Raw genomic sequence first — 22,723 nt, 5'->3', positions numbered from 1 at the left:
TCACAAGCTTGGATGCTCATCTCCTCAATCAGGCGAATGACGAGGCGTATCGCAAAAATGAAATGTTGAGTCGGGCTCTTAGTGCGTTCCAAAGGCCCGGCTTCAAGGCGCCCGATCAATCGGTGCGCGGTGAAACCACCTCATCTGCCAGGATCAAGGGGAGCAGGCCTTTCCGCATGGAAGGTCTGGTCACAAGGTGGAGCAATCCCGGATTGTTGCGGCAAGGCTGAATTGTCCTGACATATGGTTTTGCCGACCGGTTGCTCTCCGCGGTATGAGCCGAAAACCTGTTCCCATTTCCAGGAATGTTTCATCCTGTAACAGTCAGGCTTTTGCCGCACGCTTATTTTCCAAACAGTTTTGCTGTCGTGGCGCGGTCAATCGGGCTGCGCTTGCCATTGCTGTCGAAATAACGATCGACATGACAGGCCTTTTCCTTGGTGTCACAAAAGACACCATTGGCAAAGGTGAATTGCGTTTTGTCAAATGTGCCTTGGCTGAACGCTTTTTTGGCGGCACCTGCCCCCAGATATTTTCTGGTGAGTATTCTGGAGACACCATGCTTGTTGGCGCAAATATACTGATCACAGACAACGCCACGCGCTGGCGATTTCAACGGCTTTGACGTTGCAAATGCCGGCACGGCAATCATTGTTGCCAGGAGAGACAGCAGGGCAAGGTGACGCTTCTTCATATGAGAATACCTCAATATTAAAGACAAACATGGATAATTCTATATTTAGCTGAATGAAAGTTAAATAATAAAATATTGGCAATGAAATAGATGATTATAATTTTGAAATTTATTGGCAATAAATCACGTATGGTAATGTAGAGGCTGCGGCATGACTTGTCTGATCTGATGGCGATGGCAGTGAGGCGGCCAGCTATGCCAGAATGGTTGCGAAGATCAGGCTGGGCGGTGACTTGATGCAGTCGAGCCCGGTATTTCTGTGTATAGGGATGTCGCGTATTTGTTCTCTGGTTCGCGTCCGCTTCGTCTATCCGGTCCATCGGCCATCTGTCTGGATTGTTTGCTGAAAGGTTTCGTATTCACATTTCCTGCCTTTTCCGGCTTGGACAAACAGATGAGCTTTAATCCAAGGACGTGTCCGCCCCGGTGCTTTCCTGAAATGCATCCTTCATGACGCGCCCGCAAGGGATGGACGATTGGGAGGCAACAAGGACAGGCGCAAGGGAAGACATAAGGGGCGCATACGACTGCGAGAAGATGAAATATGATGCATTTTATTAAGATGCCACCGTTTTCGTAACAATGCGCCTTTTATCGTAACCGTGCGTATGTGGTTTCTGTGTGCCGAGGGTGGAGACGGTTTTGAGCCTGTTGCGACAAGCGCGTGATGATTGAAGGCAATGCGCATTTCCCTGACGAGGAAGCTGAGGGTGGAAATGTCTGGGGCTGGGCGTGACGTGATGATTATCTGGTGCAATAATATTAATTATATCAATATGATAAACATTCATGCGGCTGATCCTGCACTGCGTATGGCACACTATCCCCGAACATGGACAAACATTTCAAGGATGGCTGATTGCTGCTTGCGAAGCGTGCACAATCAGGGCATCATGTCGCCCGGTTTCTGCATGAAAGTCTGGGATATAGAACGTCAAACAGGCGTCTGGTGAGGGGGGCATTTTCAAGCAACAGTCAGAAACATGCATTCTGATTGCTATGCATAATGCATTATGTGTTGACACCAGATCATATCCAGACTTAGATTTCCAAAAGTCATCCATAAACGCGATTTGGGAGGATCGAAGGTATGGCTGGAATCAGGGCATTATTGTCTGCAATCAGTGCGGCTGTAATCATGGCAGCGACGCCTGCTTGGGCACAAAATATCGGTATTGATGAAGCAAACAAGGTTGTGACGGTCGGGGCATTCACGCCGGTAACTGGTCCCGTGCCATTCTATTCGATTTTGACCCATGCAGCCGATGCGCATTTCAAGCACGTCAATGAAAATGGCGGGGTGGAAGGCTGGAAAATCAATTACATCACCCAGGATGATGGTTATGAGCCGGCGCGTTCGGCAGCTGTGACGCGCCAGATGGTGGAGGGTGATGGCGGCATTTTTGCACTGGCTGCTTCCGTTGGCACGGCGACCAATGCGGCGGTTCTGCCCTATGCGGCCGAAGTTAGTCTGCCGCTGATCGGCCCGATCGGCGGAGCTTCGGCATTTTATGTCGATGAGAAGGTTTTCCCGCTGTTGCCGGATTATGGCTGGTCGGCGGCCATGAATGTTGATTATGCCGTCAATGAGCTTGGCAAGAAGAAGATCGCGCTGCTTTGGGAAAATGACGAGCTTGGCAAGTCCGGCAAGCGCGGCTTTGACCTTTATATGAAGGAGCTTGGTCTGAAGCCGGTGGAATCCGTGCCCTTTGATGTCAAGACCACCAGCTTTGCCGCTCATATCCGCCGTCTGCAGCAGGCGGGTGCTGACGCGGTTGTGCTGTTTGGTTCAAACGCCAATCTGGCGGCAGCCCTCAAGGCGGCCGATCAGGTTGGGTTTGAGGCTGTCTGGTTTGCGCCATTCTTCACGGCCGATCCTTCGACCTACAAGCTTGCAGGCAATCTTCTGGATGGTGTTTATTTCTCGTCCTGGCTGTTGCCGGTTTCGAGCGATGAGCCAAGCGTTGCCGCCTATCGTGAAGCTGTCGCCAAATATTATCCGAATGATCCGCAGGGCGTGTTTGGTCTGAATGGCTGGAGCAATGCATCACTGTTTACCGAAGGTTTCCGTGCACTTCTGAAAAGCGGCAAGCCCTTGACCCGCGAGAACCTGATCGCCGCCATGGAAACGCTGGATAACGTCACGGTTGGTGGCGCCAAGGGTGTGACCTTCGCCAAGGGCGATCATCGCGGCACACGCTCGGAAGGCATCATTCAGGCCAAGGACGGCAGCTTTGAACTTGTGCGCGACTTCAAGCCCTATCCGAAGTCGGTTTTCGACGCGAAAACCAATTGATGACACCGAACCGCTTTGCAGAGGAGCGAAGCGGTTCGTTTATTCCGTAAATGAAAGGGGAGGAATATGCCTAAAGTTCCGTTGAGCGGACCGGCGCAATTGGATGGTCAGGTGGCCATTGTTACTGGTGGAGCCGGAGCGATCGGACGCGCAACCGTGCTGGCGCTGGCAGAGGCTGGCGCGACGGTGGTGGCAACAGATCTCGCGGAAAGCGCTGACTATGGCAATCCGGCCATCAGCTATCGCTGTCTGGATGTGACATCGCGTGAACAGTCTGCGGCCCTGGTGGCCGATGTGAAGGCCGAATATGGCCGCGTGGATATACTGGTTCTGTGCGCCGGTACGATTTCAAATCGCTCTCTGGCCGATTGCAGTGATGAAGAGTGGTATTCGATATTGAATGTCAATCTTCTGGGCGTTGCCAATCCGCTGCGCGAAGTGCTGCCGCTGATGGAAACTCAGGGCTATGGCAAGGTTGTTGCCCTTGGCTCGATTGCCGCAAAAATTGGCGGCGTTGCCTCAGGGCCAGCCTATATTGCCGCCAAGTCCGGCGTGCATGGCGTCATCAAATGGGTGGCAAAGTCCTATGCGTCCAAAGGCGTCTACGCCAATGTCGTAGCACCAGGGCCGGTTGAGACCCCCATGTGGGAAACGGTCACACAGAAGGCTGCTCCTTCTGCCAATGGCAATGTGCCGCTCGGTCGCTTTGGTCATCCGGACGACATCGCCCAGTCAATCTTGTTTCTTGCCTCGCCACAGTCGAACTGGATCACAGGTACAGTTCTCGACGTCAATGGCGGCATGTTGATGGATTAAGCAGATGAGCACGGAAACGATCGGATTTATCGGGCTGGGTGTCATGGGCGGGCCGATGTGCCGCAACGTGGCCACCAAGCATGAAGGCCGTGTCCTGGCTTCGGATCTGTCGGCAGAAGCGCTGGCCGCACTCTCTGACACGAAAGTGGAAGCCATGAGCCTTGAGGAACTGGCAAGGCAGGCCGATGTGGTGTGCCTGTCCCTGCCGGGCGGGGCGCAGGTGGAGGCGGTGACGGCACGCCTTGCCGAGGCGGGCCTGCGCAAGGGTGCCGTCGTCATTGATCTTTCCACCACGCCAGTGGCAACGGCGCGCAAGGTGGGCGGAAAACTTGCCGAACATGGTATTGAATTTGCCGATGCGCCAGTGGCGCGCACGCGCGAGGCGGCACAGCGCGGCGAATTGTCGATCATGGTTGGTGCTTCGCCGGAAAATTTTGCCCGCATCGAGCCGATCCTGCGTTACATGGCGACCGATATTACCCATGGCGGCAAGATCGGTTCCGGTCAGGTACTGAAGCTCGTCAACAACATGCTGGTGTTCGAGAATGTTGTGACCATTGCCGAAATGCTGGTGCTGGGCGAAAGCGCGGGCGTGGACCCGAAAGTGCTGCTGGAGGCTGTTGCAAAAGGTTCGGGCGACAGTTTTGCCCTGCGCAATCATGCCATGAAGGCGATGCTGCCGCGCAATTTTCCGGAAAGATCCTTCCCGCCGGAGTATGTGCTGAAAGATATCAGCTATGTGTTTGAACTGGCGGAACAGGAAGGTGTGCCGCTGCGCGCTGCCGCTGTCGTGCGCCAATATTATGAAGAAGCCATTAAGCAGGGGCTTGGCGGAAAATATTTCCCCGGCGTGATCCGCGTGGTGGAGGCCGGACGGGCACGGGAGCGTGAAAATGAACCTGCTCAGTGAACTGTTTCCGCTCGTCTGGTCGGGCCTGATCATGGGCTGTCTCTATGCGCTTGGCGCCATGGGGCTGGTGATGATCTTCAAATGCTCCAAGGTCGTCAATTTCTCGCATGGCAATGTCGCTGGCCTTGCCGCCTTTCTGGTCTATGGCCTGTCCAGCGGCGTGCTGCTCAGCCTCTCATGGGGGGCTTCGGTGCTGGTGACACTTGTGGCGCTGGTTGCTCTGGCCTGCCTGATCTATGCGCTGATTTCGCCGCTGGTGTTCAGCTCGGATCTGACGGCTACGATTTCAACGCTCGGCATCGGCCTGATTGCGCAAGGCATTATCCTGATCGTCTTTGGTGCGGACATCGTCTCGCTTGACCTGCCGATCCCGGATTTCCGGTTCACCTTGCTGGGGCTGCGTATCACGGGCTATGATCTGACGGTACTGGCGGTGGCGGCGCTCACCATTGTGGCGCTGTTTCTGGTCATTGATCATACCAAGCTTGGCGTCGCCTTCCGTGCCATGTCGGACAATCCCTTCGCCGCGGAGGTCTGTGGCCTGAGCCTGCGCAATGTGCATCTGTTCGCATGGGCGGTTGCGGCGATGCTGGGGGTGATTGGTGCACTTCTGATCGTGCCGACAACCTTTCTCAGCGTGACAACCGTTTCGGCCTTCATGTTGCAGGCCTTTGCGGCGGCGGTACTGGGTGGTTTCAGTTCGCTTCCGGGCGCCCTTATCGGTGGCGTGCTGATCGGCGTTTTGATGAACCTTTTCAATTATTACGTCTCGCCGCAATTCAGCTCGACCTTTCTGCTCGGCCTGATCCTGGTTGCGCTCAACCTGTTCCCGAATGGCGTGCTTGCCACAGCCGGAGGAGGCTCACGTGTCTGATGTTCCGCTGCAGAGAACCAACAATGTTGGAAAGGCAGGCTTTGACGTGTTCGCCTGTCTTCAGAGCCGGTCAGTCTCGTTCATTCTGGCGCTGGTTCTAGTCCTTCTGCCACTCATCATCGCGCCAAGCTGGCTGTTCGTTCTGGGCATCTGCTTTGCCAACAGTCTTGGCGTCTTGTCGGTGAGCTTTCTGGTGCGCTATGGCGGCGAGGTATCAATCGGCCATTCCGTCTTCATGGCGGCTGGTGCCTATACGATAGCCATTCTGGAAAAGCATTTTGGTGTTTCCATCTGGATTTCGCTGCCGCTAGCCATTGCCATCGGGGCGCTGCTTGGTATTGCATTCGCATGGCCATCGCGCAAATTGTCCGGCATTTATCTTGCCGTCACCACCATGGCGCTGGCGCTTGCACTACCAGAAATCATTGATGCGGGTGACGTCTGGACGGGCGGCTATGAAGGGCTTTATGTCTCGCAATGGCTGCTGCCATTCGGCCAGCTTAATCTGCAGCGCTATTACTTCGCGCTGGTGCTGTTGCTGGCAGGCGCCTATGTGCTGATGCGGCTGCGCCAGTCGCGGCAGGGCATGGCGATGCTTCTGGTGCGTACTCATCCGGCTGCGGCAGATGCCTTCGGCACCCGCAAAGTCTGGGCGCGCGTGTCGGTCATGGCCATCAGTGCCGCCCTTGCATCAACAGCCGGTGCTGGCCTTGCCTATGCCAGCGCCACTGTCTCGCCCAGCAGCTTTACGCTGTGGACTTCCATTTTCCTGCTCGTTGGCTCGGTGGTGAGCTTTTATGGTCTGACGCTGGGGCGCGCCCTGATTGGCGGTGCATTCCTGACGCTTGTGCCGCAAATTCTGGCAAGTCAGGGGGCGTGGATTCCGGTGCTTTATGGCACGGCGCTTCTGGCTGTCATCCTGATCGGCCATCATGCTCCGCGCATCAGACAGGCCCTTGAGCGCCGTCGTGTGGAAAGGACCGTGCCATGACAGCCAATCTCATTGCCAGGGATATTCAGCTTTCATTTGGCGGCATCAAGGTTCTGCAAGGCCCGAGCCTAGAACTTCATGCCGGTGAAATTACCGGCCTGATTGGCCCCAATGGTGCGGGCAAGACCAGCCTGTTTAACTGCCTGACGGGAGCCTATGATCCGCAAAGCGGCTCCATCACCTTTGGCGGGGAGGAACTGCGCGGCAAGCCGCCGGCCGCGCGTGCCGCACGCGGCATCGTGCGCAGTTTCCAGACCGTGGCACTATGTCCCGATCTGACGGTGGTGGAAAATGTCATGATGGGGCTGGCGCGCAATTATCATTCCGGCTGGCTCAATGCTTTTCTTCCCCTGCCAAGAGGGCGCAGGGAACAGGCGGAAATGCGGGCGGAGGCGCTGAAGGCGCTGGAAGGTTTTGGCCTTGCCCATGTTGCCGACGAATTTCCCGGCCAGTTGCCGCCAGGCAATCAGCGTCTGGTGGAAATTGCCCGCGCCATTGTCGGCAAGCCAAAGGTTCTGCTTCTCGATGAACCGGCAGCAGGCCTCAACAATTCCGAAACGCGCGATCTGGCAGCTGCTCTTGAGCGACTTGTTGCGCCGGATCTGGTGATGGTGGTGGTTGAGCATGACATGGATCTCGTCATGTCGCTGTGCGACCGCATTCATGTTCTGAACTTTGGCCAGCTTGTGGCTAGCGGCACGCCGGAAGAGGTGCGCAGCAATCCTGAAGTGATCCGCATTTATCTGGGAGGGGATGATGACTGATCTTCTGAACGTCAAGGATCTCTCCGTCTTTTACGGTGCGCGGGCGCAGGCGGTGGAAAAAGTCTCCTTCAACGTGAGCCCGCGCGAGGTGGTGGCGCTGCTTGGCGCCAATGGTGCCGGCAAGACATCCACCATGAAGGCGCTGGTCGGCCTGGTGAAAGCCAGTGGGGACATCATTTTTGACGGTCAGCCCATTTCCGGGCTGAGCACGCGCGAACGCGTGGCGCGGGGCATTGTCTATGTGCCGGAAGGCCGGGAAATTGTCGGTTCGCTCACCGTGCGGGAAAATCTGGTGCTGGGCGGCTATCAGCTGTCCGGGGCTCTGCGCAAAAGTCGCATGGAAACGGCGCTCGAACTTTTTCCGGAAATTGCCAACAAGGTCGATCGTGCCGCCTGGCAGCTTTCCGGCGGCGAACAGCAGATGCTGGCGATTGGCCGCGGCCTGATGGCGGGGCCAAAACTTCTGTTGCTGGATGAGCCGTCGCTGGGGCTTGCCCCGCTTCTGGTCAAGCGCGTGTTTGACCGTCTGGCAACGATCCGCACGGAAAGCGATCTGTCCATCGTTCTGGTCGAGCAGAATCTGCAAATGACCATGCGCCTTGCCGATCGCATCTATTTTCTGCGCTCTGGTCGGATTGTCGGGCAAAAGCACAAACAGGAACTGCAAACGGAAGCCGCGCGCCAGCAGGTCATCGATGCCTATCTCGGTGCAGGCCAGCATCTCGTCGCATGAGGCAGACATGATCCCGGAATATGAAATTTACGCCATTCGTTATGCCACTAATCAGGGACGCACACGCGGGCAGAATTATATCCTCGAAGCCAATCCGACCGAAAGGCAGGCGATGGATTTCTATTGCTGGTTTTTGCGCAATGATGAGCGCGTGATCGTCATCGATACCGGCATGAACCCGGAAAAGGCGGTCAAGCATGGTCACACGCTCTTGGTCAGCCCGCCGGAGACGCTGAAAGCCTGCGGGGTGGATCCGGAAAAGGTCGATACGGTCATCATGACCCACCTGCATTATGATCATAGCGGCCATCTGGGGTTTTTCCCCAAGGCGCATTTCTATATGCAGGAAGAAGAAATGCATTATGTCACTGGCCAGTGGATGCAGCGGCCATGGTTTCGCCGTGCCTATGAGGTGGATGAGATCTGTCAGGCAGTCGAACTTCTGCATGCCGGACGGATGACCCTGCACGGGCGCGAGAAGGAAATTGCACCGGGTGTCAGCGTGCACTGGGTGGGAGGCCATTGCGCGGGGCAGGAGATCGTTCGCGTCAGAACGGCACGCGGATGGGTGGTTCTGGCCTCGGACGCGTTGCATTATTATGAGGAATATGAGCGTTCTGTGCCATTTTCGGTGGCATTCAACCTGTCGGACATGATTGCCGGGCATGAAACAATCCGCGCGCTTGCCGACAGTGATGACCATGTTGTGCCGGCGCATGATCCGCGCGTGGCAGAGATTTATCCGGCGGCAGATATCGGTCCTGAAGGCGCGGTCTATCGTCTTGACCTTGCGCCAAGGCTGTACCGTGTCTGATTTGTTGCATCATGCATGGTTTTTAGGGTATTCGACCATGATCTGGCAGAAGAAGGAACCGGCACGTGCAGTATCAGACAAAGGAAGAACTTGTTGCAGATTTCTTGCGCGAAGGCATTATTTCAGGCCGGTTTCCACGTGGCTCCAAGCTGAAGCAGGTGGAGCTTGCCGAAATGCTCGGCACGTCGATCACTCCGGTGCGCGAGGCCATCAAGCTTCTGGAGGCGGAAGGTTTCATCGAGGGCAATTCGCATCGCGGCGCGATTGTGGCGCCACTCGATATCGATGCGACGGAAGAGATTGTCGATCTGCGCGTCACGCTGGAATGCAAGCTTGCGCTGCGCGCCATGCATCGGCTGGACAGCGAGGCCATCGAGGAATTACGCAATCTGCAAAGCCAGATCGAGGAAGCCTCCGCCAAGGGCGATCGCGAGGCCGTGCGCGTGATCAATTATCGCTTTCACGAGCGCATTTATTATGCTGCCGATCTGCCATTGACGCTGAAATTCGTGCGCACGCTTTGGGCGCGCTATCCGTTCGACCTGATCAACCGGCTCGAAAACCGCATCAGTCGCGCCCGCGACGAGCATCAGGAAATGATGCAGGCCATTCTTGCGCGCGACGAGTCGGCGCTGCTTTCGGCATTGCGCGCACATATTCGTTCAGGCTGGGACGAGTTCAAGGCCAGTTACAAGGATTAGCTACAGCCTGCTCCCCCCGCCTGACAGGGTTCATCCAAGGAAGGGGAGTAGGGAATGACGCTTAAAAGCATGTTGCTGGTCATGGACATGATCAATGATCTGGTTCATCCCGATGGGGCCGGCGCAAAAACCTATGTGCCGCTGATGCGTGAACGCGGCGTCTATGAGGCCACAAAACGCGCGATTGCCCGCGCAAGGGCAGCCGATATTCCGGTTGGCTATGTCCGGGTGGGATTTTCGCCCGATTATCGGGAAGTGTCTGATCGTTCGCCGGTTTTCACCGGTGCGCGCAAGGCCGGCATTTTTCAGCTTGGCAGCTGGGGCACGGAAGTCTATGCCGATTTCGCCCCGCAGCCGGGGGATGTCGATATTGTCAAGCATCGCGTCAGCCCGTTTTATGCTACAGCCCTGCTGCCGGTTCTGAGCGCAAAGGGTATCGGGCGGCTCATCCTCTCCGGCGTTTCCACCAATGGGGTCGTGTCGGCTGCGGTGCGCGAAGGCCATGACCGCGACTTTGAATGCGTGGTGCTGGAAGATTGCTGCGCGGGCTCCACGAAAGAAGAGCATGATTATGCGCTGGCGGGGCTTCGCCGATTCGCAAAGATCATGACGGCAGATGAATTCTGATCCGGTCATGATGGCGGTCTGATTGGTCGTCCAGAGCAGTTCAGCGTTTCCGTGAAACCTTGAATTGCTCTGCCTGTTGTCTCGCAGTTCCAGACGAAAAGCGGTTTCTCCTTCCTGGGACTGCTGTGGCGTTTCCCGTGAGGTTGCCTCGACGTGTCTTTGCGTGGCAATGCAGGCAAAATAATGCATTATATTCATTATTGCTGCGCCTTGGCATATCGACAACCAAATTTGCCGTAAAAATTCTGATGCTTTTGGTGAAAATCCGATTGACGCACAAAAATATAATGCACAATATATAAATCAAGCGAGGCGATAAGGTGATCCTGGTGGCAGGGTTGGCCCTGCACCGAGTGAGACATGCATAAGAGGAGGATATTGTGTCGACGCTGGAACTGGAAAAGAAGCAGGTTGTTGAGGTTGGTGGTGCGCCGGCAGAAGGCAAGATCACGGATGAGGCAATTGCGGCCGCGCGCAACATGATTGGTCTGCAGCTGCGTCCGGAAGGGCCCTATCTGCAGGATGCGACCACGGATACATTGCGCAACTGGTGTAATGGCATTGGCGATCTCAATCCGCTTTACCGTGAGCTGGAATATGGCCGCAACAGCCGCTATGGCAGCCAGATCGGTCATCCGATGTTTCCGATGGCATTTGGCTGGGTTGGTCGCACGCGCTGGGGTCTGCCGGGTGTGCATGGTTTCTATGCCGGCAATGACTGGGAGCTGTTCCGCCATGTCCGTCCGGGCGATCGCATTTCCGCGATTGAACGTGTGGTGGGCGTCGAGGAAAAGGAATCAAAATTCTCTGGTCGTCTGGTGTTGCAATATGTCGAGGCCAGCTATTTCAACCAGCATGGCCAGCTTGTCGCCCGGGCGCTTGGTACCTGCACGCGTCATGAGCGCAAGGCCGCGCGTGAGGCGGGCAAATACAAGGATATCAAGCCATACGAATATACCGCCGATGAATTCGCGCAGATTGACGCAGCCATCATGAATGAGACGAAAAACATTCGTGGCTCCAATGTGCGCTATTTTGAAGATGTTAATGTGGGCGACAAGCTTGATGAAATTGTGCGCGGCCCGCTGTCGCTGATGGATACGATGGGCTTCCTTGTCGGTTGCGGCCGCGGTCACACCCATGGCGTTGTCTTCAATGCGGCGATGAAACATCCGGGCCATTTCTTCCGCAATCCGGAAGCAGGCGGCGGCATTGAATATACCGGCATTGGCCACCATCGCGAGTCGACTGCCAAGGAAGTTGGTGTGCCGGGCGTTTATGACTATGGTCCACAGCGTTCAAGCTGGATGGCAACGCTGGTCACCAACTGGATGGGTGATGCCGGTTTCCTCAAGCGCATCCGCACCGAAATGCGCCGCTTCAATACCATGGGCGATTGCACCTGGTGTCGTGGAACGGTCACGCGCAAGTATATCAAGGACGGCCATGCCCTGGTCGATATTGAAATTCGCGGTGAAAACCAGCGTGGCGAAGTGACGACGCCGGGTATCGCAACAGTGATCCTGCCATCGCGTGATCCGAATATCCGCGTTCATATCGACGGATCCAATCTCGATCTCGAATTGCCGATCGTTCGCTGAAAGCAGGAGGCACGCCCCCATGGAACAGATCTTGCCGCTCCATGGCATCCGGGTTGTCGAGGTCGCGGCAACCGTTGCCGGGGCCTATGCCGGGCGCCTCCTAGAGGCCATGGGGGCTGATGTCATCATGGTCGAACCCCCTGCAGGCAGTGCGCTGAGGCAGGTGCCGCCATTCCTGGGCGATACAGGCATCAGCGCATTGTTTGCAAGCCTTGCCGTCGGCAAAAGATCGGTGATGCTTGATCTCGCTGACCCGCATGACCGGGAAGCCTTTGACAGGCTGGCTGCAAGTGCTGCCATTCTGATCAATGATATGCCGGTAGAAGAACGTGCGGCCCACAGGCTGGATGAGGCTTCCATTTCTGCCCGCCATCCTGCTCTGGTGCATCTTTCGGTGCTGCCCTTTGGCGCAATGGGCCCGAAGTCTGACTGGAAGGCGGAAGAGGTCAATCTCTTCCATGCTTCCGGCGAGGGCTATCTGATGCCCAATGGTCTGACGGCTGACATGTTCCCCGAACGCGCGCCGATCAAGGTGCATGGCTATTTTGCCGAAAGGCAGGGTGGCGTGGCCGGCGCCCTTGCCGCCCTTGCCGCGCTCTGGTCGGGGCAGGGGCAGTTTGTCGATGTTTCGGTGCAGGACGCCAATATTGCCGTCGGCGCTTTTGCCATTCAGCGCTTTGGCGATGGTTCGATCGAACATCGCTCGACACGCTCCTTCCGTTATGGCGGGGTGATCGAATGTGCTGATGGCTATGTTGAACTTTTGACCCTTGAAGAGCGGCAATGGCAGGGGCTTGTGGAGCTGATGGGCAATCCGGAATGGGCGCGGGATCCGGCACTTTCTGATGCGGTTGCGCGCTCGGTTCGTGGTCCCGAAATCAACAGGCATATCCGTGCCTTTGCAAAAGGCTGGCCGGTGGAGGAGCTGGTGACGCGGGCGCAGAAACTGGGCGTGCCCATGGCGCGCTATAATACGCCGGAACAGGTGGTGGCCGGAGCGCATGAAAAGGCGCGCGGCATTTTTGCCGGCCTTGATGTCGGTGATCTCAAGGGCCTGCCGATGCAGACGGCACCCTTCCGTTTCGGGCCTGATCCCTTGCCGCTCAGAGGCAAGGTGCCGGAACAACCTGGCGCAGATCAGGCCATTCTGCTTCCCGCACAAACCGAAGATGGCAGGAGAGCGATGGCATGAAACCCTTGCATGGCATTCGTATTGCGGATTTTACCGTTCACGCCGCCGGGCCATTCTGTACCCATATCCTGTCGCAGCTTGGTGCGGAATGTATCAAGATTGAAAGTGCCGCGCGGCCAGACATTTTCCGCAAGCCCCATGCCGTCTATGGGCGGCTCGGGCCTGCCACCTTTGATCAGGTTGCATCGAACAAATTGTCGATCAGGCTCAATCTCAAGAGTGCCGAAGGCGTGGCGCTGGCAAAACGTCTGGTTGGCATATCCGATGTTGCGGCGGAAAGTTTCCGCGCCGGCGTGATGCAGCGCCTTGGTCTTGGCTATGAGGAATTGCAGGCGGTCAAGCGCGACATTGTCATGGTGTCTATTTCGTCTTCCGGCCAGACAGGCCCGGATTCGCATTATGCCGGTTATGCGCCGCTGTTTGGCGCCTGGGGCGGGCTTGGCTATCTCACCGGCTATCGTGATGGGCCGCCGGTCGAGATGCGTCATGTGATGGACCATTCGGTCGGGCTCAATGCAGCGCTTGCAACGGTTGCCGCCTTGCACAAGCGCCGCCTGACCGGGGAGGGCAGCCATATCGATGTGGCAGCGCGCGAGGTTGCGACCTCGCTGATAGCCGAAAGTTTTCTGGCTGCCGCGGCCGGACATGAGCTGGTGCGCTCTGGCAATGAGGATGCCATCTGTGCCCCGCATGGCGTCTATGCCAGCGCCGAACATGATCGCTGGGTCACACTTGCCGTGCGCACGGATGAGGAATGGCAGCGGTTGATCGCAGTCATGGGCCGGCCAGAGCTGGGCATGGATGCGCGTTTCAGGGATCAGGTATCGCGGCATGCAGCACGGGCAGAGCTTGATGCAATTGTCGGTGCCTGGCTTGCGACCTGCGATCCGGAAGCCATTGTCGAAACCCTGCAGCAGAATGGCATTGCGGCGCATATTTCATGGACGGCGCGCGATATAGTCGAAGATCCGCATCTGCGCGCGCGCAGGGCTATTGTCGAAGTGCCGGAAGGCGATACCGGCGCCATGCGGGCTGCCGTTGGCGCACCTGCCCGCTTCAGCCGGTCAGAAAATCCATCCATCAAACGCGGAACGCCAAAACTGGGCGAAGATGAAGCCTATGTGTTTGGCGAATTACTGGGGCTTTCGACCCGTGAATATCAGCGTCTGGTCGATGACAGGATCATCCATTGAAACAGGTCAAAACTGATGAATACGCATGCAAGCGATTTTTCTCAGGTCATCGGGCGGGTTGAAAGCCGCAAGGCGGTGATCGGGCGTGAGCGCGCCGAATGGCTGGCGGCAACGCTTGATCTGGATGAAATCCCCGGCGATGGCACGACACTTCCAGCCGGCTGGCACTGGCTATGGTTCAATCCGTTCGTGAAACGCTCAGGAATTGGCGCTGACGGCCATCCGAAAAGGGGCGGTTTTCTGCCGGATGTCGGGCTGCCGCGTCGCATGTGGGCGGGCGGACGCATCACCTATCACGTGCCACTGCCGTTTGGCGCAGACGCCGAAAAGACCAGCACGATCAAAAATGTGGTGGAGAAAGTCGGCAAGGCTGGCCGTCTGGTGTTCGTGACCGTGCAACATGGGATCAAGGCGGGTGGCGTGCTCCATATCGAGGAAGAGCAGGATATTGTCTATCGTGAGGCGGCAACTCCCGGTGCAAAGGCGCCAGCCCCACAGGCTGCCCCTGACGATGCGCAATGGGAGCGCGAGATCGTGCCGGATCCGGTCTTGCTGTTTCGCTATTCGGCACTAACCTCGAATGGCCACCGCATTCATTATGATCTGCCTTATGCGCGCGATGAGGAAAACTATCCCGATCTTGTCGTGCATGGGCCGCTGACTGCAACCCTGTTGCAGGCTTTTGCTTGCGAAATCCGTCCTGACGCCCGTCTGAAGCACTTTTCCTTCCGTGGCATGTCACCCCTGTTTGTGAGCGCTTCCTTCCATCTGAAGGCCAGGGCAGGGGCGGAACCGGACAGGCTGGAGCTCTGGGCCGCAGGCCCCGGCAATGGTCTTGCCATGCAGGCAGAGGCGCAATTTCATGTCTGATCTGCCTGCATTCGAAAAAGCCCGCAGTTTCCTGTTCGTGCCCGGGCACAGGCCAGAGCGCTTTGCCAAGGCTCAAGCCAGCGGCGCGCATCAGATCATCCTTGATCTGGAAGATGCCGTGGCTCCTGCCGACAAGCTTGCCGCGCGCGGCCATGCGGTTGACTGGCTTTCACAGGGCAATCAAGCGTTGGTGCGCATCAACGCGCCCGATACGGAATGGTTTGGCGATGATGTCTGCGCTCTGGCGGGCATGCCGGACCTTGCCGTCGTTCTGCCCAAGGCAGACCCTTCTTCAGTCAAGGCGCTGTCGGCCATTGCGCCACAGGCAAGGATCATTGCGCTGGTCGAGACTGTCGCGGGCGTCTTGCAGCTTGCAGAACTGGCGCGCATGCCTGCTGTTCGCCGCATTGCCTTTGGCCATCTCGATTTCAGTGCCGATGCGCGTATTCCGGGCACTGGTGGCGTGCTCGACATGGTGCGGTTTCAGATTGCACTCCATTCGCGCGATGGCGAGCTTGCCATGCCGATCGACGGGGTGACGGTCGAACTGACGGATGAGGCAATCATCGCTGCCGATGTGGCGCGGGCGCGTGAGCTCGGCTTTGGCGCAAAGCTTTGCATTCATCCGAAACAGGTGGATGTGGTCAATCGCGGCTTTGCGCCATCTGAGGCCGAGCGCGACTGGGCCGCGCGCGTCATTGCGGCACTGGAGGCGGCAGGCGGTGCGGCCGTGCAGGTCGATGGCAAGATGGTCGATAAACCGATGATGACGCGCGCAGCCGCCATTCTGGCTGATGTGGCTTGATATATGACCGGCCCCTGGCCGGAAGGGAGGATTGCATGTCGCAAACGGGTGTTCTGGCGGGAAAGCGTGTGATCGAGCTTGGTTCGATGATCGCAGCTCCTTTTGCCACCCATATTCTTGATGAGATGGGCGCCGAGGTGATCAAGATCGAGCCGCCGGAAGGCGAAACCACACGCCATCTGGTGCGCGGTGGCCCAAGCGGCACATTCATTGCCTATAATCGCGGCAAGCGCAGCCTTTGTCTTAATCTGCAATCGCAGGAAGGGCAGGCGGCTTTCAAGAAGCTCGTCGCCAGCGCCGATGTGGTGCTGCATAATCTGTCACCGGGGGCAGCACGCAAGCTTGGCGTGACCTGGGAAGCTTGCCGCGCGCTTAATTCGGATATTATCTTCTGCCATATCAAGGGTTATGGCCCCGGGCCGATGGCGGAAGAAATCGCCTCCAACCCGATCGCGGAAGCGGCAACCGGGGTGATGTTTTCCAACCGCATCAATGGTCGCCCGTCGCGGCTTGGGCCATCCTATCTTGACCAGTTTGCCGGTTGCTATGCGGTGATTGCCGTACTGGCGGCCATGCTGGATAAAAGCGGCGATCCGCAACGGCGCAATATTGAATTTGGCCTTTATGAAACGGGGCTTCATATTGCGGCACGCGATCTGGTTGGCGTGCAACTGAAATCGCAATTGCTTGGCCGGCCTGAAACGGAACCATCGCCCGAATTTTCCATTCCCGGCTATGGTGCTTATGAAACGCGGGATGGCCGCTGGATCTATCTGGTGATGTTGTCGGATGAGCACTGGCGCCGTTTCTGTCGCGCAGCTGGGCTGGAGGCTGATCCGGAACTGGCAACCCTGCGTGACCGTCGCCGCAACCGTGAAAAGGTGGAAACGGTGGTTGCCGGTGCGGTAGCCAAATTCGATTATGATGCCATTTCGGCCAAGCTTGCCGCCGAGGGCGTCGGTCATACGGAAGTGCTCTCCGCCGACCGCGTGCTGGACGCGCCGCAGGCACGGGAGCCGAAGAAATATGCCGAGATTGCCTTTGCCGATTATCAGTTCCAGTCGCCGGATTTTCCGGTCGCAGCATGCCGCGACCCGTCGCCGGTTCCCGAGCCGCCGCATCTTGGCGCGCAAACCCGCGATGTACTGCGCGAGCTTGGCTATTCGGAAGAACAGATCGACGTCATGCTGCAGGCCGGGGCGGCTGTGGCTGCCAATTACGACAAGCCGCTCTGGGCCAAGGTGAAAGGCACGGATCTTTCCTGAGCGCACTCTCCACAGCTTTCCTGAAACTTGGGAAACGGGCGTTCGCGCCCGTTTTCTTGCTGGTGGAAGACACCAGCCTTATGTGATGCCTTGTATTTCAATAATATATATTATATAATAATGTATATTAAATTGTTGCGTGCCGGGACGGGCAATTGGTGCCTGGAAGATCAGGGTGGCAGCGCATAAGGATGGCCAGCATGGCTGACAGAAAAACAGCACTCAAGAAGGCCGATATCAACTTGGTGGATCTTGATCTTGCCGATATGCGCAATCAGGCAGGCAATGTCGCCGTGCTGCTCAAGGGGCTTGCGCATCCGACGCGTCTCCTGCTTGCCTGTACGCTTGCGCAGGGTGAATATTCAGTCAGTGAACTGGAAAACATGCTTGACATTCACCAGCCGTCACTGTCGCAGCAGCTTGGGGTTTTGCGCGAGGCTGGCATTGTCGCAACCAGACGTGACGCCAAGCAGATTTATTATCGCCTGACGGAAGCAAAGGCAGCGCAACTCATCGTGGCACTGCACACCATCTTCTGCAAAATGGACAATCGCACATGACGCATTATTGGGCGCCACTTCTGGGTGGCATGCTGATCGGCCTTTCGGCGATTTTTCTTCTGCTCGTCAATGGGCGTATTGCCGGTATCAGCGGAATTGTCGGCCGTTTGCTTGGCGGGGTTCGGATTCTGCCCAATCTTGCATTCGTGCTTGGGCTGGTTATGGGGCGCTGCTTTATGCGGCAGCTTTTGGTGCATGGCCGCAAATAGAGGTGAAAACACCGCTGGTCTTCGTCGTGATTGCCGGGTTTCTGGTTGGCTTTGGCACGCGCATGGGGTCAGGCTGCACATCCGGTCATGGCATTTTGGGCCTTGCGCGCTTCTCAAGACGGTCGCTGGTGGCCACGCTGACCTTTCTGGGCTGCGGCATGTTGACCGCGACAGTGATGGGATGGCTGCAATGAACAGACAGACACGATTGCGTTTTGCTGCGGCGCTGGCTTCTGGCGCGTTGTTTGGTTTCGGATTGTCCTGGTCGGGCATGATCAACCCGGCGCGCGTTCTGGGCTTTCTGAATCTTGCCAGCGGTCACTGGGATCCAAGTCTGATGTTTGTGCTGGGTGGCGCGCTGCTTGTTGCAGTTCCGGGCGTGTTCATTCAGCGCCGCTTGAAAAAGCCGTTGCTTGACCAGCAATTTTTCATGCCTGAGCAAAACAGGGTGGATGCAAGGCTGGTCATCGGTTCGGGGCTGTTTGGCGTGGGCTGGGGCATGGCCGGTTTTTGCCCTGGGCCGGCTGTTGCGGGGCTGGCACTGGGCATGGCGCCGGTGATCCTGTTCGTGGTCGCCATGGCGGTCGGCATGATCGCGCATGACAGGCTGATGCGCTAGGTCAGGATTGGTGTTGTCTTTCCAAGCGGAGCAACTTTGGAAGGCTTGCGTAAGCTAGCCTTGATTCGACGGACGGCGGCGTCTGATCCATTTGCGCCAGATATGCACTTCGCTGCGGCGGCGGATGCGGCGCACACGATGGGAATCATGTGACAGGATGATGATGCCAACGGGAATCATCCAGAAGCCAAGCACTGGCAAGAAACCCAGCGCGCCGCCAACCAGAAATGAGCCACCCAGTACGCGACGCATCATGACGGATTGCGGCATGGGGATTCGTCGGCCCAGAATCACGATTCCACGTCGTTGATTTGATTGGAAATTCTCTTCATCCATGCGTTCTTGCTGCTTTTCCTTTGGTTATGCACAGCCTGCCATATCAAAGCATATAGGGTTTTGTGGGAAGAATACAAAAAGGATGAAAAAATAAGTTTTTTCCCTTTGCAAATCGGAATCCCTTTGCTATACGCCACCTCGTTGACGCACAGAGCAACTGTTCCCCGGTAGCTCAGCGGTAGAGCAACCGGCTGTTAACCGGTTGGTCGCTGGTTCGAATCCGGCCCGGGGAGCCACTTTCTTTCAGAATTATACCGTTTTCTCCCAGAAGAATCGAAAAGGAAAAGGGGTTTGATCCTTTTCTGTGCTTTTTCGTTTATGTGCAAAGCACTGCTGCTTGTCGCAACAAATTGTTTGGTCAACTCCGGTTTCCACCCCCATCTTTTCTGCGAAGATCCGCCTGAAAACGCGAAAGCGCAAGACGGGTTCCGGCCCCATGCTGCGCTGATGCCGCGCCGCGGCAACCATGACAAACATCCCTTGCCTTGTTACTGATTGCAGAGAGGTGAGTAAGGGGCTATCACAGCTTCAGTGAATAGACTCTCCTGTCACGGGTGCTTGCAAGCCAGCGCTGGCGAGACGGGCTCTGCGCCTCTGGCATTCCTGGCAAAATAAGGGATGAATATCATGAAAAAGTCTGGGAAACTGATTACGGCCGCGATCATGGTCGCCGGCTTCAGTAGCGTTGCCTTGTCGCATGGCTTTGCCAAGACGCTGGTTTATTGTTCTGAAGCATCTCCTGAAAGCTTTGACGCTGCTCAGACCACGTCTGGCGCCGTTTATGATGCCTCGGCGCGCAATATTGCCAATACGCTGATCAAGATCAAACGGGGCTCGACCGAGCTTGAGCCAGGGCTGGCGGAAAGCTGGGAGGTTTCGGAAGATGGAAAAGAGTATACGTTCCATTTGCGGAAAGGCGTCAAGTTCCACACCACCGATTATTTTACGCCGACGCGTGAGTTCAATGCCGATGATGTGATCTTCACCTTTGAACGTCAGGGCGACAAGAACAATCCCTATTACAATCAGAGTGCCTGGCCACAGTTTGGTGCCTATTCTTTCCCGACCCTGATCAGGAAGATTGAAAAGATTGACGATCACACCGTCAAGTTTGTGCTGTCCGAGCCCGAAGCGACCTTCATTCCGACCCTGTCGCTCACTTTCTCTGCCATCCAGTCCAAGGAATATGCCGACAAGCTCCTTGCCGAGGGCAGGATCGAGGATTTCAGCCAGCAGCCGATCGGTACCGGGCCCTACCAGTTTGTCGCCTACCAGAAAGACAGCGCCATCCGTTACAAGGCCAATCCTGATTACTGGGGCGAGCCGCAGAAGATAGACAATCTCATCTTTGCCATCACGCCAGATGCGGCTGTGCGCCATCAAAAGCTGAAGGCAGGAGAGTGCCACGTTATTGCAGCGCCAAATCCTGCCGATATTGCCGAAATGAAGCAGGATCCGGCCATCAAGATGCTGCGCAAGGATGGGCTCAATCTGTCGTTTCTTGCCTATAATACCCAGCAAAAGCCATTTGACGATGTTCGGGTGCGCAAGGCCCTCAACATGGCGGTCAACAAGCCGGCGATCATTGAGGCCGTGTATAACGGATCGGCGATTGTCTCGGTCAATCCTTTGCCGCCATCGGTCTGGGGCTATAACAAGGACATCAAGGATGATCCTTATGATCCTGAACAGGCGCGCAAATTGCTGGAAGAAGCTGGCGTGAAGGATCTCAGGATGAAAATCTGGGCCATGCCGGTGCAGCGCCCCTATATGCCCAATGCCCGCCGTGCGGCCGAGCTGATGCAATCAGACTTTGCCAAGGTCGGGGTCAATGCGGAAATCGTCTCCTATGATTGGGGCGAATATCTCAAGCGTTCGCTGGAAAAGGATCGCGATGGCGCGGTCATGCTGGGCTGGACAGGCGGCATTGCCGACCCTGACAATTTTCTCGCCGCCCTTCTTGGCTGTCAGGCCATTGGCAGCGCCAATCGCGCCAACTGGTGCAACGAGGAGTTTGAAAAATTGATCCGTGCCGCCAAGCAGACCACCGATCAGGCCGAACGCGCCAGGCTCTATGAGCAGGCGCAGGTCATTTTCAAAGAGGAGGCGCCATGGCTGACGATCGCGCATCAGATCGTGGAACAGCCAGTCAGCACCAAGGTCAAGGATTTCCGGATTGATCCGTTCGGCGGCTATCTCTTTGAAGATGTCGATATTGAAGAATAGGAAATGACCTTGCCGAAACAAGGGGCAGAGATACGGATTGCGGGTAATGTGATTACGCGCAATCTGGTGTCGTGCGTCCGTTTTCCAATCTGTTTGCAAGAAGATTGATCATGCATATCGTCGAACGTTTTTTGAACTATACTCGTATCAACACGACAGCGGTGCCTCTTGCAGGCAAACTGCCTTCCAGCGCCGGACAAGCACGACTGGCAAGGCTGCTTGCCGATGAAATGCGTGCCCTAGGTCTGGATGTCGAGGAACGGGAGCATTCCATCGTGGTCGGCACGCTTGCTTCCAATGCGCGCAATGGGGAGCATGATTTTCCGACCATTGCCTGGGTTGCGCATCTTGATACGTCACCTGAATATGCCACAGACACGCATGCGCAGATTGTTGACTATCAGGGCGGAGACATTGTGCTCAATGCTGCGCAGAACATCGTCATGCGGGTCGAGGAATTTCCAGAGCTTAATCAATATATTGGCGACCGCATCATCGTCACCGACGGCACGAGCCTGCTGGGAGCGGACAACAAGTCGGCAATCGCCGAGATCATGGATGCCGTGCAATATCTCACCAGCCATCCGGAAATCGAGCATGGCACCGTCAAGGTGGTATTTGTACCAGATGAGGAAATTGGCCTGCTGGGGGCTAAGGCACTTGATATCGCCTCATTGCATGCGGATTTTGCCTATACGCTTGATTGCTGCGCCATTGGCGAGATCGTGTATGAAAACTGGAATGCCGGCGAGTTCCGCTTAACCTTTACCGGCCAGCCTGCCCATCCCATGTCGGCCAAGGGAAAATTGCGCAATTCCATCCTGTTTGCGCAGCAGTTCAGTGCCATGCTGCCCGGTGGCGAGCGCCCGGAATATACGGAAGGAAAAGAGGGCTATTTCTGGGTCAAGGGCATTGAAGGATCGGTCGCAAGGACAGTGATGACTGTCGATATTCGTGACTTTTCCGGCGAAGGCTATGAGAACCGTCGCCACTTCATCGAGACACTGGCAGCAAGCTTCAACCAGCTTCATGGCGAAAATACCGTTCAGGTCGATTACAAGCCGGTTTACCGCAATGTTGCCGAAAGCCTGCAGGGGAAGAATTATTATCCGGTTGAACTTGCGCTCAATGCCATGAAGGCCATTGGCATTGAGCCGAAACCTGCGCCGATGCGTGGTGGCTATGATGGCGCGGTTTTGTCCGAAAAGGGGATTCCATGTCCCAATCTCTTTTGCGGCGCGCATAATTTCCATTCGATTTACGAATTCCTGCCGGTGAACTCGCTTGAGCAGGCATCAAGAATGGTCGTGGAAATCATCAGGACGGCCCGGCGCGCATGATGCTATCATATCCTGCCTGATGTGAGGGCAAGGGCTCACCGGGAATAGACGCGGTGGGCCTTTTCTTTGGCAGATACGGCTGTTCAATAGGTGATTTCAGGCGATATGGCGCGCACGATGATGGAGATGCCATACCATAAGATCGAAGTATTGATGACAGCCGCGACGGCAAACAGGATTTTCTTAGAGCCCGACCTAAAATTAAGTTTAACGATTTCAGTAGTTTATGATTCTCTATGTTTGCAAAAACTACGGAGGATCAGATGACATGGACTGAAACCGCTCGG

General features: G+C 56.4%; 24 protein-coding genes, 1 tRNA gene and 1 pseudogene. 23 read left to right on the top strand and 3 right to left on the bottom strand.

Translation table 11 applies throughout. The features are described 5' to 3' along the window. A partial coding sequence (locus tag ACFO1V_RS11120) for a hypothetical protein (protein WP_380075107.1) occupies positions 1–230 on the top strand: 230 nt, incomplete at its 5' end. Positions 231–343: 113 nt separating this feature from the next. Here the strand turns inward: ACFO1V_RS11120 and ACFO1V_RS11115 are convergent. Then, complete coding sequence (locus ACFO1V_RS11115; protein ID WP_374833978.1) at positions 344–694, bottom strand: YcgJ family protein; 351 nt, start codon at positions 692–694, stop codon at positions 344–346. A 1,138-nt stretch (positions 695–1,832) separates the two neighbouring features. On the opposite strand from ACFO1V_RS11115, the gene ACFO1V_RS11110 reads away from it, so the two are divergent. The 19 genes and pseudogenes from ACFO1V_RS11110 to ACFO1V_RS11020 all read left to right on the top strand — a co-directional run bounded on the left by ACFO1V_RS11110 (position 1,833) and on the right by ACFO1V_RS11020 (position 18,534). Continuing rightward, complete coding sequence (locus ACFO1V_RS11110; RefSeq protein ID WP_374833976.1) at positions 1,833–2,990, top strand: ABC transporter substrate-binding protein; 1,158 nt, start codon at positions 1,833–1,835, stop codon at positions 2,988–2,990. 66 nt (positions 2,991–3,056) lie between these two features. After that, complete coding sequence (locus ACFO1V_RS11105; RefSeq protein ID WP_374833974.1) at positions 3,057–3,806, top strand: SDR family NAD(P)-dependent oxidoreductase; 750 nt, start codon at positions 3,057–3,059, stop codon at positions 3,804–3,806. A gap of 4 nt (positions 3,807–3,810) precedes the next feature. Beyond that, positions 3,811–4,716 (top strand): NAD(P)-dependent oxidoreductase, encoded by a 906-nt coding sequence (locus ACFO1V_RS11100; RefSeq protein WP_374833972.1) that lies wholly within the window; start codon positions 3,811–3,813, stop codon positions 4,714–4,716. Further along, positions 4,700–5,590 (top strand): branched-chain amino acid ABC transporter permease, encoded by an 891-nt coding sequence (locus ACFO1V_RS11095; protein WP_374833970.1) that lies wholly within the window; start codon positions 4,700–4,702, stop codon positions 5,588–5,590. The genes ACFO1V_RS11100 and ACFO1V_RS11095 overlap by 17 nt, the downstream gene beginning before the upstream one ends. After that, a complete protein-coding gene (locus ACFO1V_RS11090; RefSeq protein ID WP_374833968.1) occupies positions 5,583–6,581 on the top strand; it encodes a branched-chain amino acid ABC transporter permease in 999 nt (332 codons plus the stop codon). Before ACFO1V_RS11095 ends, ACFO1V_RS11090 begins: the two co-directional genes overlap by 8 nt. Then, positions 6,578–7,345, top strand: coding sequence for an ABC transporter ATP-binding protein (locus tag ACFO1V_RS11085; protein ID WP_374833966.1), 768 nt, complete (start codon positions 6,578–6,580; stop codon positions 7,343–7,345). Before ACFO1V_RS11090 ends, ACFO1V_RS11085 begins: the two co-directional genes overlap by 4 nt. Beyond that, positions 7,338–8,078, top strand: coding sequence for an ABC transporter ATP-binding protein (locus ACFO1V_RS11080; protein ID WP_374833964.1), 741 nt, complete (start codon positions 7,338–7,340; stop codon positions 8,076–8,078). Before ACFO1V_RS11085 ends, ACFO1V_RS11080 begins: the two co-directional genes overlap by 8 nt. Next, positions 8,041–8,892, top strand: coding sequence for an N-acyl homoserine lactonase family protein (locus ACFO1V_RS11075; RefSeq protein ID WP_374833962.1), 852 nt, complete (start codon positions 8,041–8,043; stop codon positions 8,890–8,892). The genes ACFO1V_RS11080 and ACFO1V_RS11075 overlap by 38 nt, the downstream gene beginning before the upstream one ends. Positions 8,893–8,957: 65 nt before the next feature. Then, on the top strand, positions 8,958–9,593 hold the full coding sequence (locus ACFO1V_RS11070) for a GntR family transcriptional regulator (protein WP_374833960.1): 636 nt from the start codon (positions 8,958–8,960) through the stop codon (positions 9,591–9,593). Positions 9,594–9,647: 54 nt separating this feature from the next. Beyond that, positions 9,648–10,220 (top strand): cysteine hydrolase family protein, encoded by a 573-nt coding sequence (locus ACFO1V_RS11065; protein WP_374833958.1) that lies wholly within the window; start codon positions 9,648–9,650, stop codon positions 10,218–10,220. Positions 10,221–10,600: 380 nt separating this feature from the next. Further along, positions 10,601–11,821: an FAS1-like dehydratase domain-containing protein gene (locus ACFO1V_RS11060; RefSeq protein ID WP_374833956.1), complete on the top strand. Its 1,221-nt coding sequence runs from the start codon at positions 10,601–10,603 to the stop codon at positions 11,819–11,821. 19 nt (positions 11,822–11,840) lie between these two features. Then, positions 11,841–13,013: a CoA transferase gene (locus tag ACFO1V_RS11055; protein WP_374833954.1), complete on the top strand. Its 1,173-nt coding sequence runs from the start codon at positions 11,841–11,843 to the stop codon at positions 13,011–13,013. Then, positions 13,010–14,206 (top strand): CaiB/BaiF CoA transferase family protein, encoded by a 1,197-nt coding sequence (locus ACFO1V_RS11050; protein ID WP_374833952.1) that lies wholly within the window; start codon positions 13,010–13,012, stop codon positions 14,204–14,206. The genes ACFO1V_RS11055 and ACFO1V_RS11050 overlap by 4 nt, the downstream gene beginning before the upstream one ends. A 15-nt stretch (positions 14,207–14,221) precedes the next feature. Continuing rightward, the gene (locus tag ACFO1V_RS11045; RefSeq protein ID WP_374833950.1) at positions 14,222–15,076 is read left to right on the top strand and encodes an HTD2 family dehydratase; all 855 of its coding nucleotides are present in this window, start codon (positions 14,222–14,224) and stop codon (positions 15,074–15,076) included. Then, positions 15,069–15,881 carry an HpcH/HpaI aldolase/citrate lyase family protein gene (locus ACFO1V_RS11040; protein ID WP_374833948.1) on the top strand — a complete coding sequence of 271 codons (813 nt, stop codon included), beginning with the start codon at positions 15,069–15,071 and terminating at the stop codon, positions 15,879–15,881. Before ACFO1V_RS11045 ends, ACFO1V_RS11040 begins: the two co-directional genes overlap by 8 nt. A 35-nt stretch (positions 15,882–15,916) precedes the next feature. Beyond that, positions 15,917–17,146: a CaiB/BaiF CoA transferase family protein gene (locus ACFO1V_RS11035; RefSeq protein WP_374833946.1), complete on the top strand. Its 1,230-nt coding sequence runs from the start codon at positions 15,917–15,919 to the stop codon at positions 17,144–17,146. A 266-nt stretch (positions 17,147–17,412) separates the two neighbouring features. Then, on the top strand, positions 17,413–17,706 hold the full coding sequence (gene bigR, locus ACFO1V_RS11030; RefSeq protein WP_374833982.1) for a sulfite-sensing transcriptional repressor BigR: 294 nt from the start codon (positions 17,413–17,415) through the stop codon (positions 17,704–17,706). Beyond that, a pseudogene (locus tag ACFO1V_RS11025) lies at positions 17,703–18,109 on the top strand (YeeE/YedE family protein). The gene bigR and the pseudogene ACFO1V_RS11025 overlap by 4 nt, the downstream one beginning before the upstream one ends. Further along, entirely contained in the window at positions 18,106–18,534 is a 429-nt protein-coding gene (locus ACFO1V_RS11020; protein WP_374833944.1) for a DUF6691 family protein, read from the top strand. The pseudogene ACFO1V_RS11025 and the gene ACFO1V_RS11020 overlap by 4 nt, the downstream one beginning before the upstream one ends. 54 nt (positions 18,535–18,588) lie before the next feature. On the opposite strand, the gene ACFO1V_RS11015 is transcribed toward ACFO1V_RS11020, so the two are convergent. Beyond that, positions 18,589–18,870 carry a hypothetical protein gene (locus ACFO1V_RS11015; RefSeq protein ID WP_374833942.1) on the bottom strand — a complete coding sequence of 94 codons (282 nt, stop codon included), beginning with the start codon at positions 18,868–18,870 and terminating at the stop codon, positions 18,589–18,591. Positions 18,871–19,031: 161 nt separating this feature from the next. On the opposite strand from ACFO1V_RS11015, the gene ACFO1V_RS11010 reads away from it, so the two are divergent. Then, positions 19,032–19,106: transfer RNA gene (locus tag ACFO1V_RS11010), tRNA-Asn, on the top strand. 13 nt (positions 19,107–19,119) lie between these two features. On the opposite strand, the gene ACFO1V_RS11005 is transcribed toward ACFO1V_RS11010, so the two are convergent. After that, complete coding sequence (locus ACFO1V_RS11005) at positions 19,120–19,338, bottom strand: hypothetical protein (RefSeq protein ID WP_374833940.1); 219 nt, start codon at positions 19,336–19,338, stop codon at positions 19,120–19,122. Positions 19,339–19,497: 159 nt separating this feature from the next. Here ACFO1V_RS11005 and ACFO1V_RS11000 point away from each other — a divergent pair, with 159 nt between their 5' ends. Further along, a complete protein-coding gene (locus ACFO1V_RS11000; protein WP_374833938.1) occupies positions 19,498–21,096 on the top strand; it encodes an ABC transporter substrate-binding protein in 1,599 nt (532 codons plus the stop codon). A 110-nt stretch (positions 21,097–21,206) separates the two neighbouring features. Beyond that, a complete protein-coding gene (gene pepT / locus ACFO1V_RS10995; protein ID WP_374833936.1) occupies positions 21,207–22,436 on the top strand; it encodes a peptidase T in 1,230 nt (409 codons plus the stop codon). Positions 22,437–22,723: the final 287 nt, after the last annotated feature.

The organism is Daeguia caeni (assembly GCF_042653845.1).
Taxonomy (GTDB): Bacteria; Pseudomonadota; Alphaproteobacteria; order Rhizobiales; family Rhizobiaceae; genus Brucella; species Brucella caeni.
The sequence above is the reverse complement of the archived record's forward strand: the minus strand, read 5'-3'. Positions and strand labels throughout refer to the sequence as shown.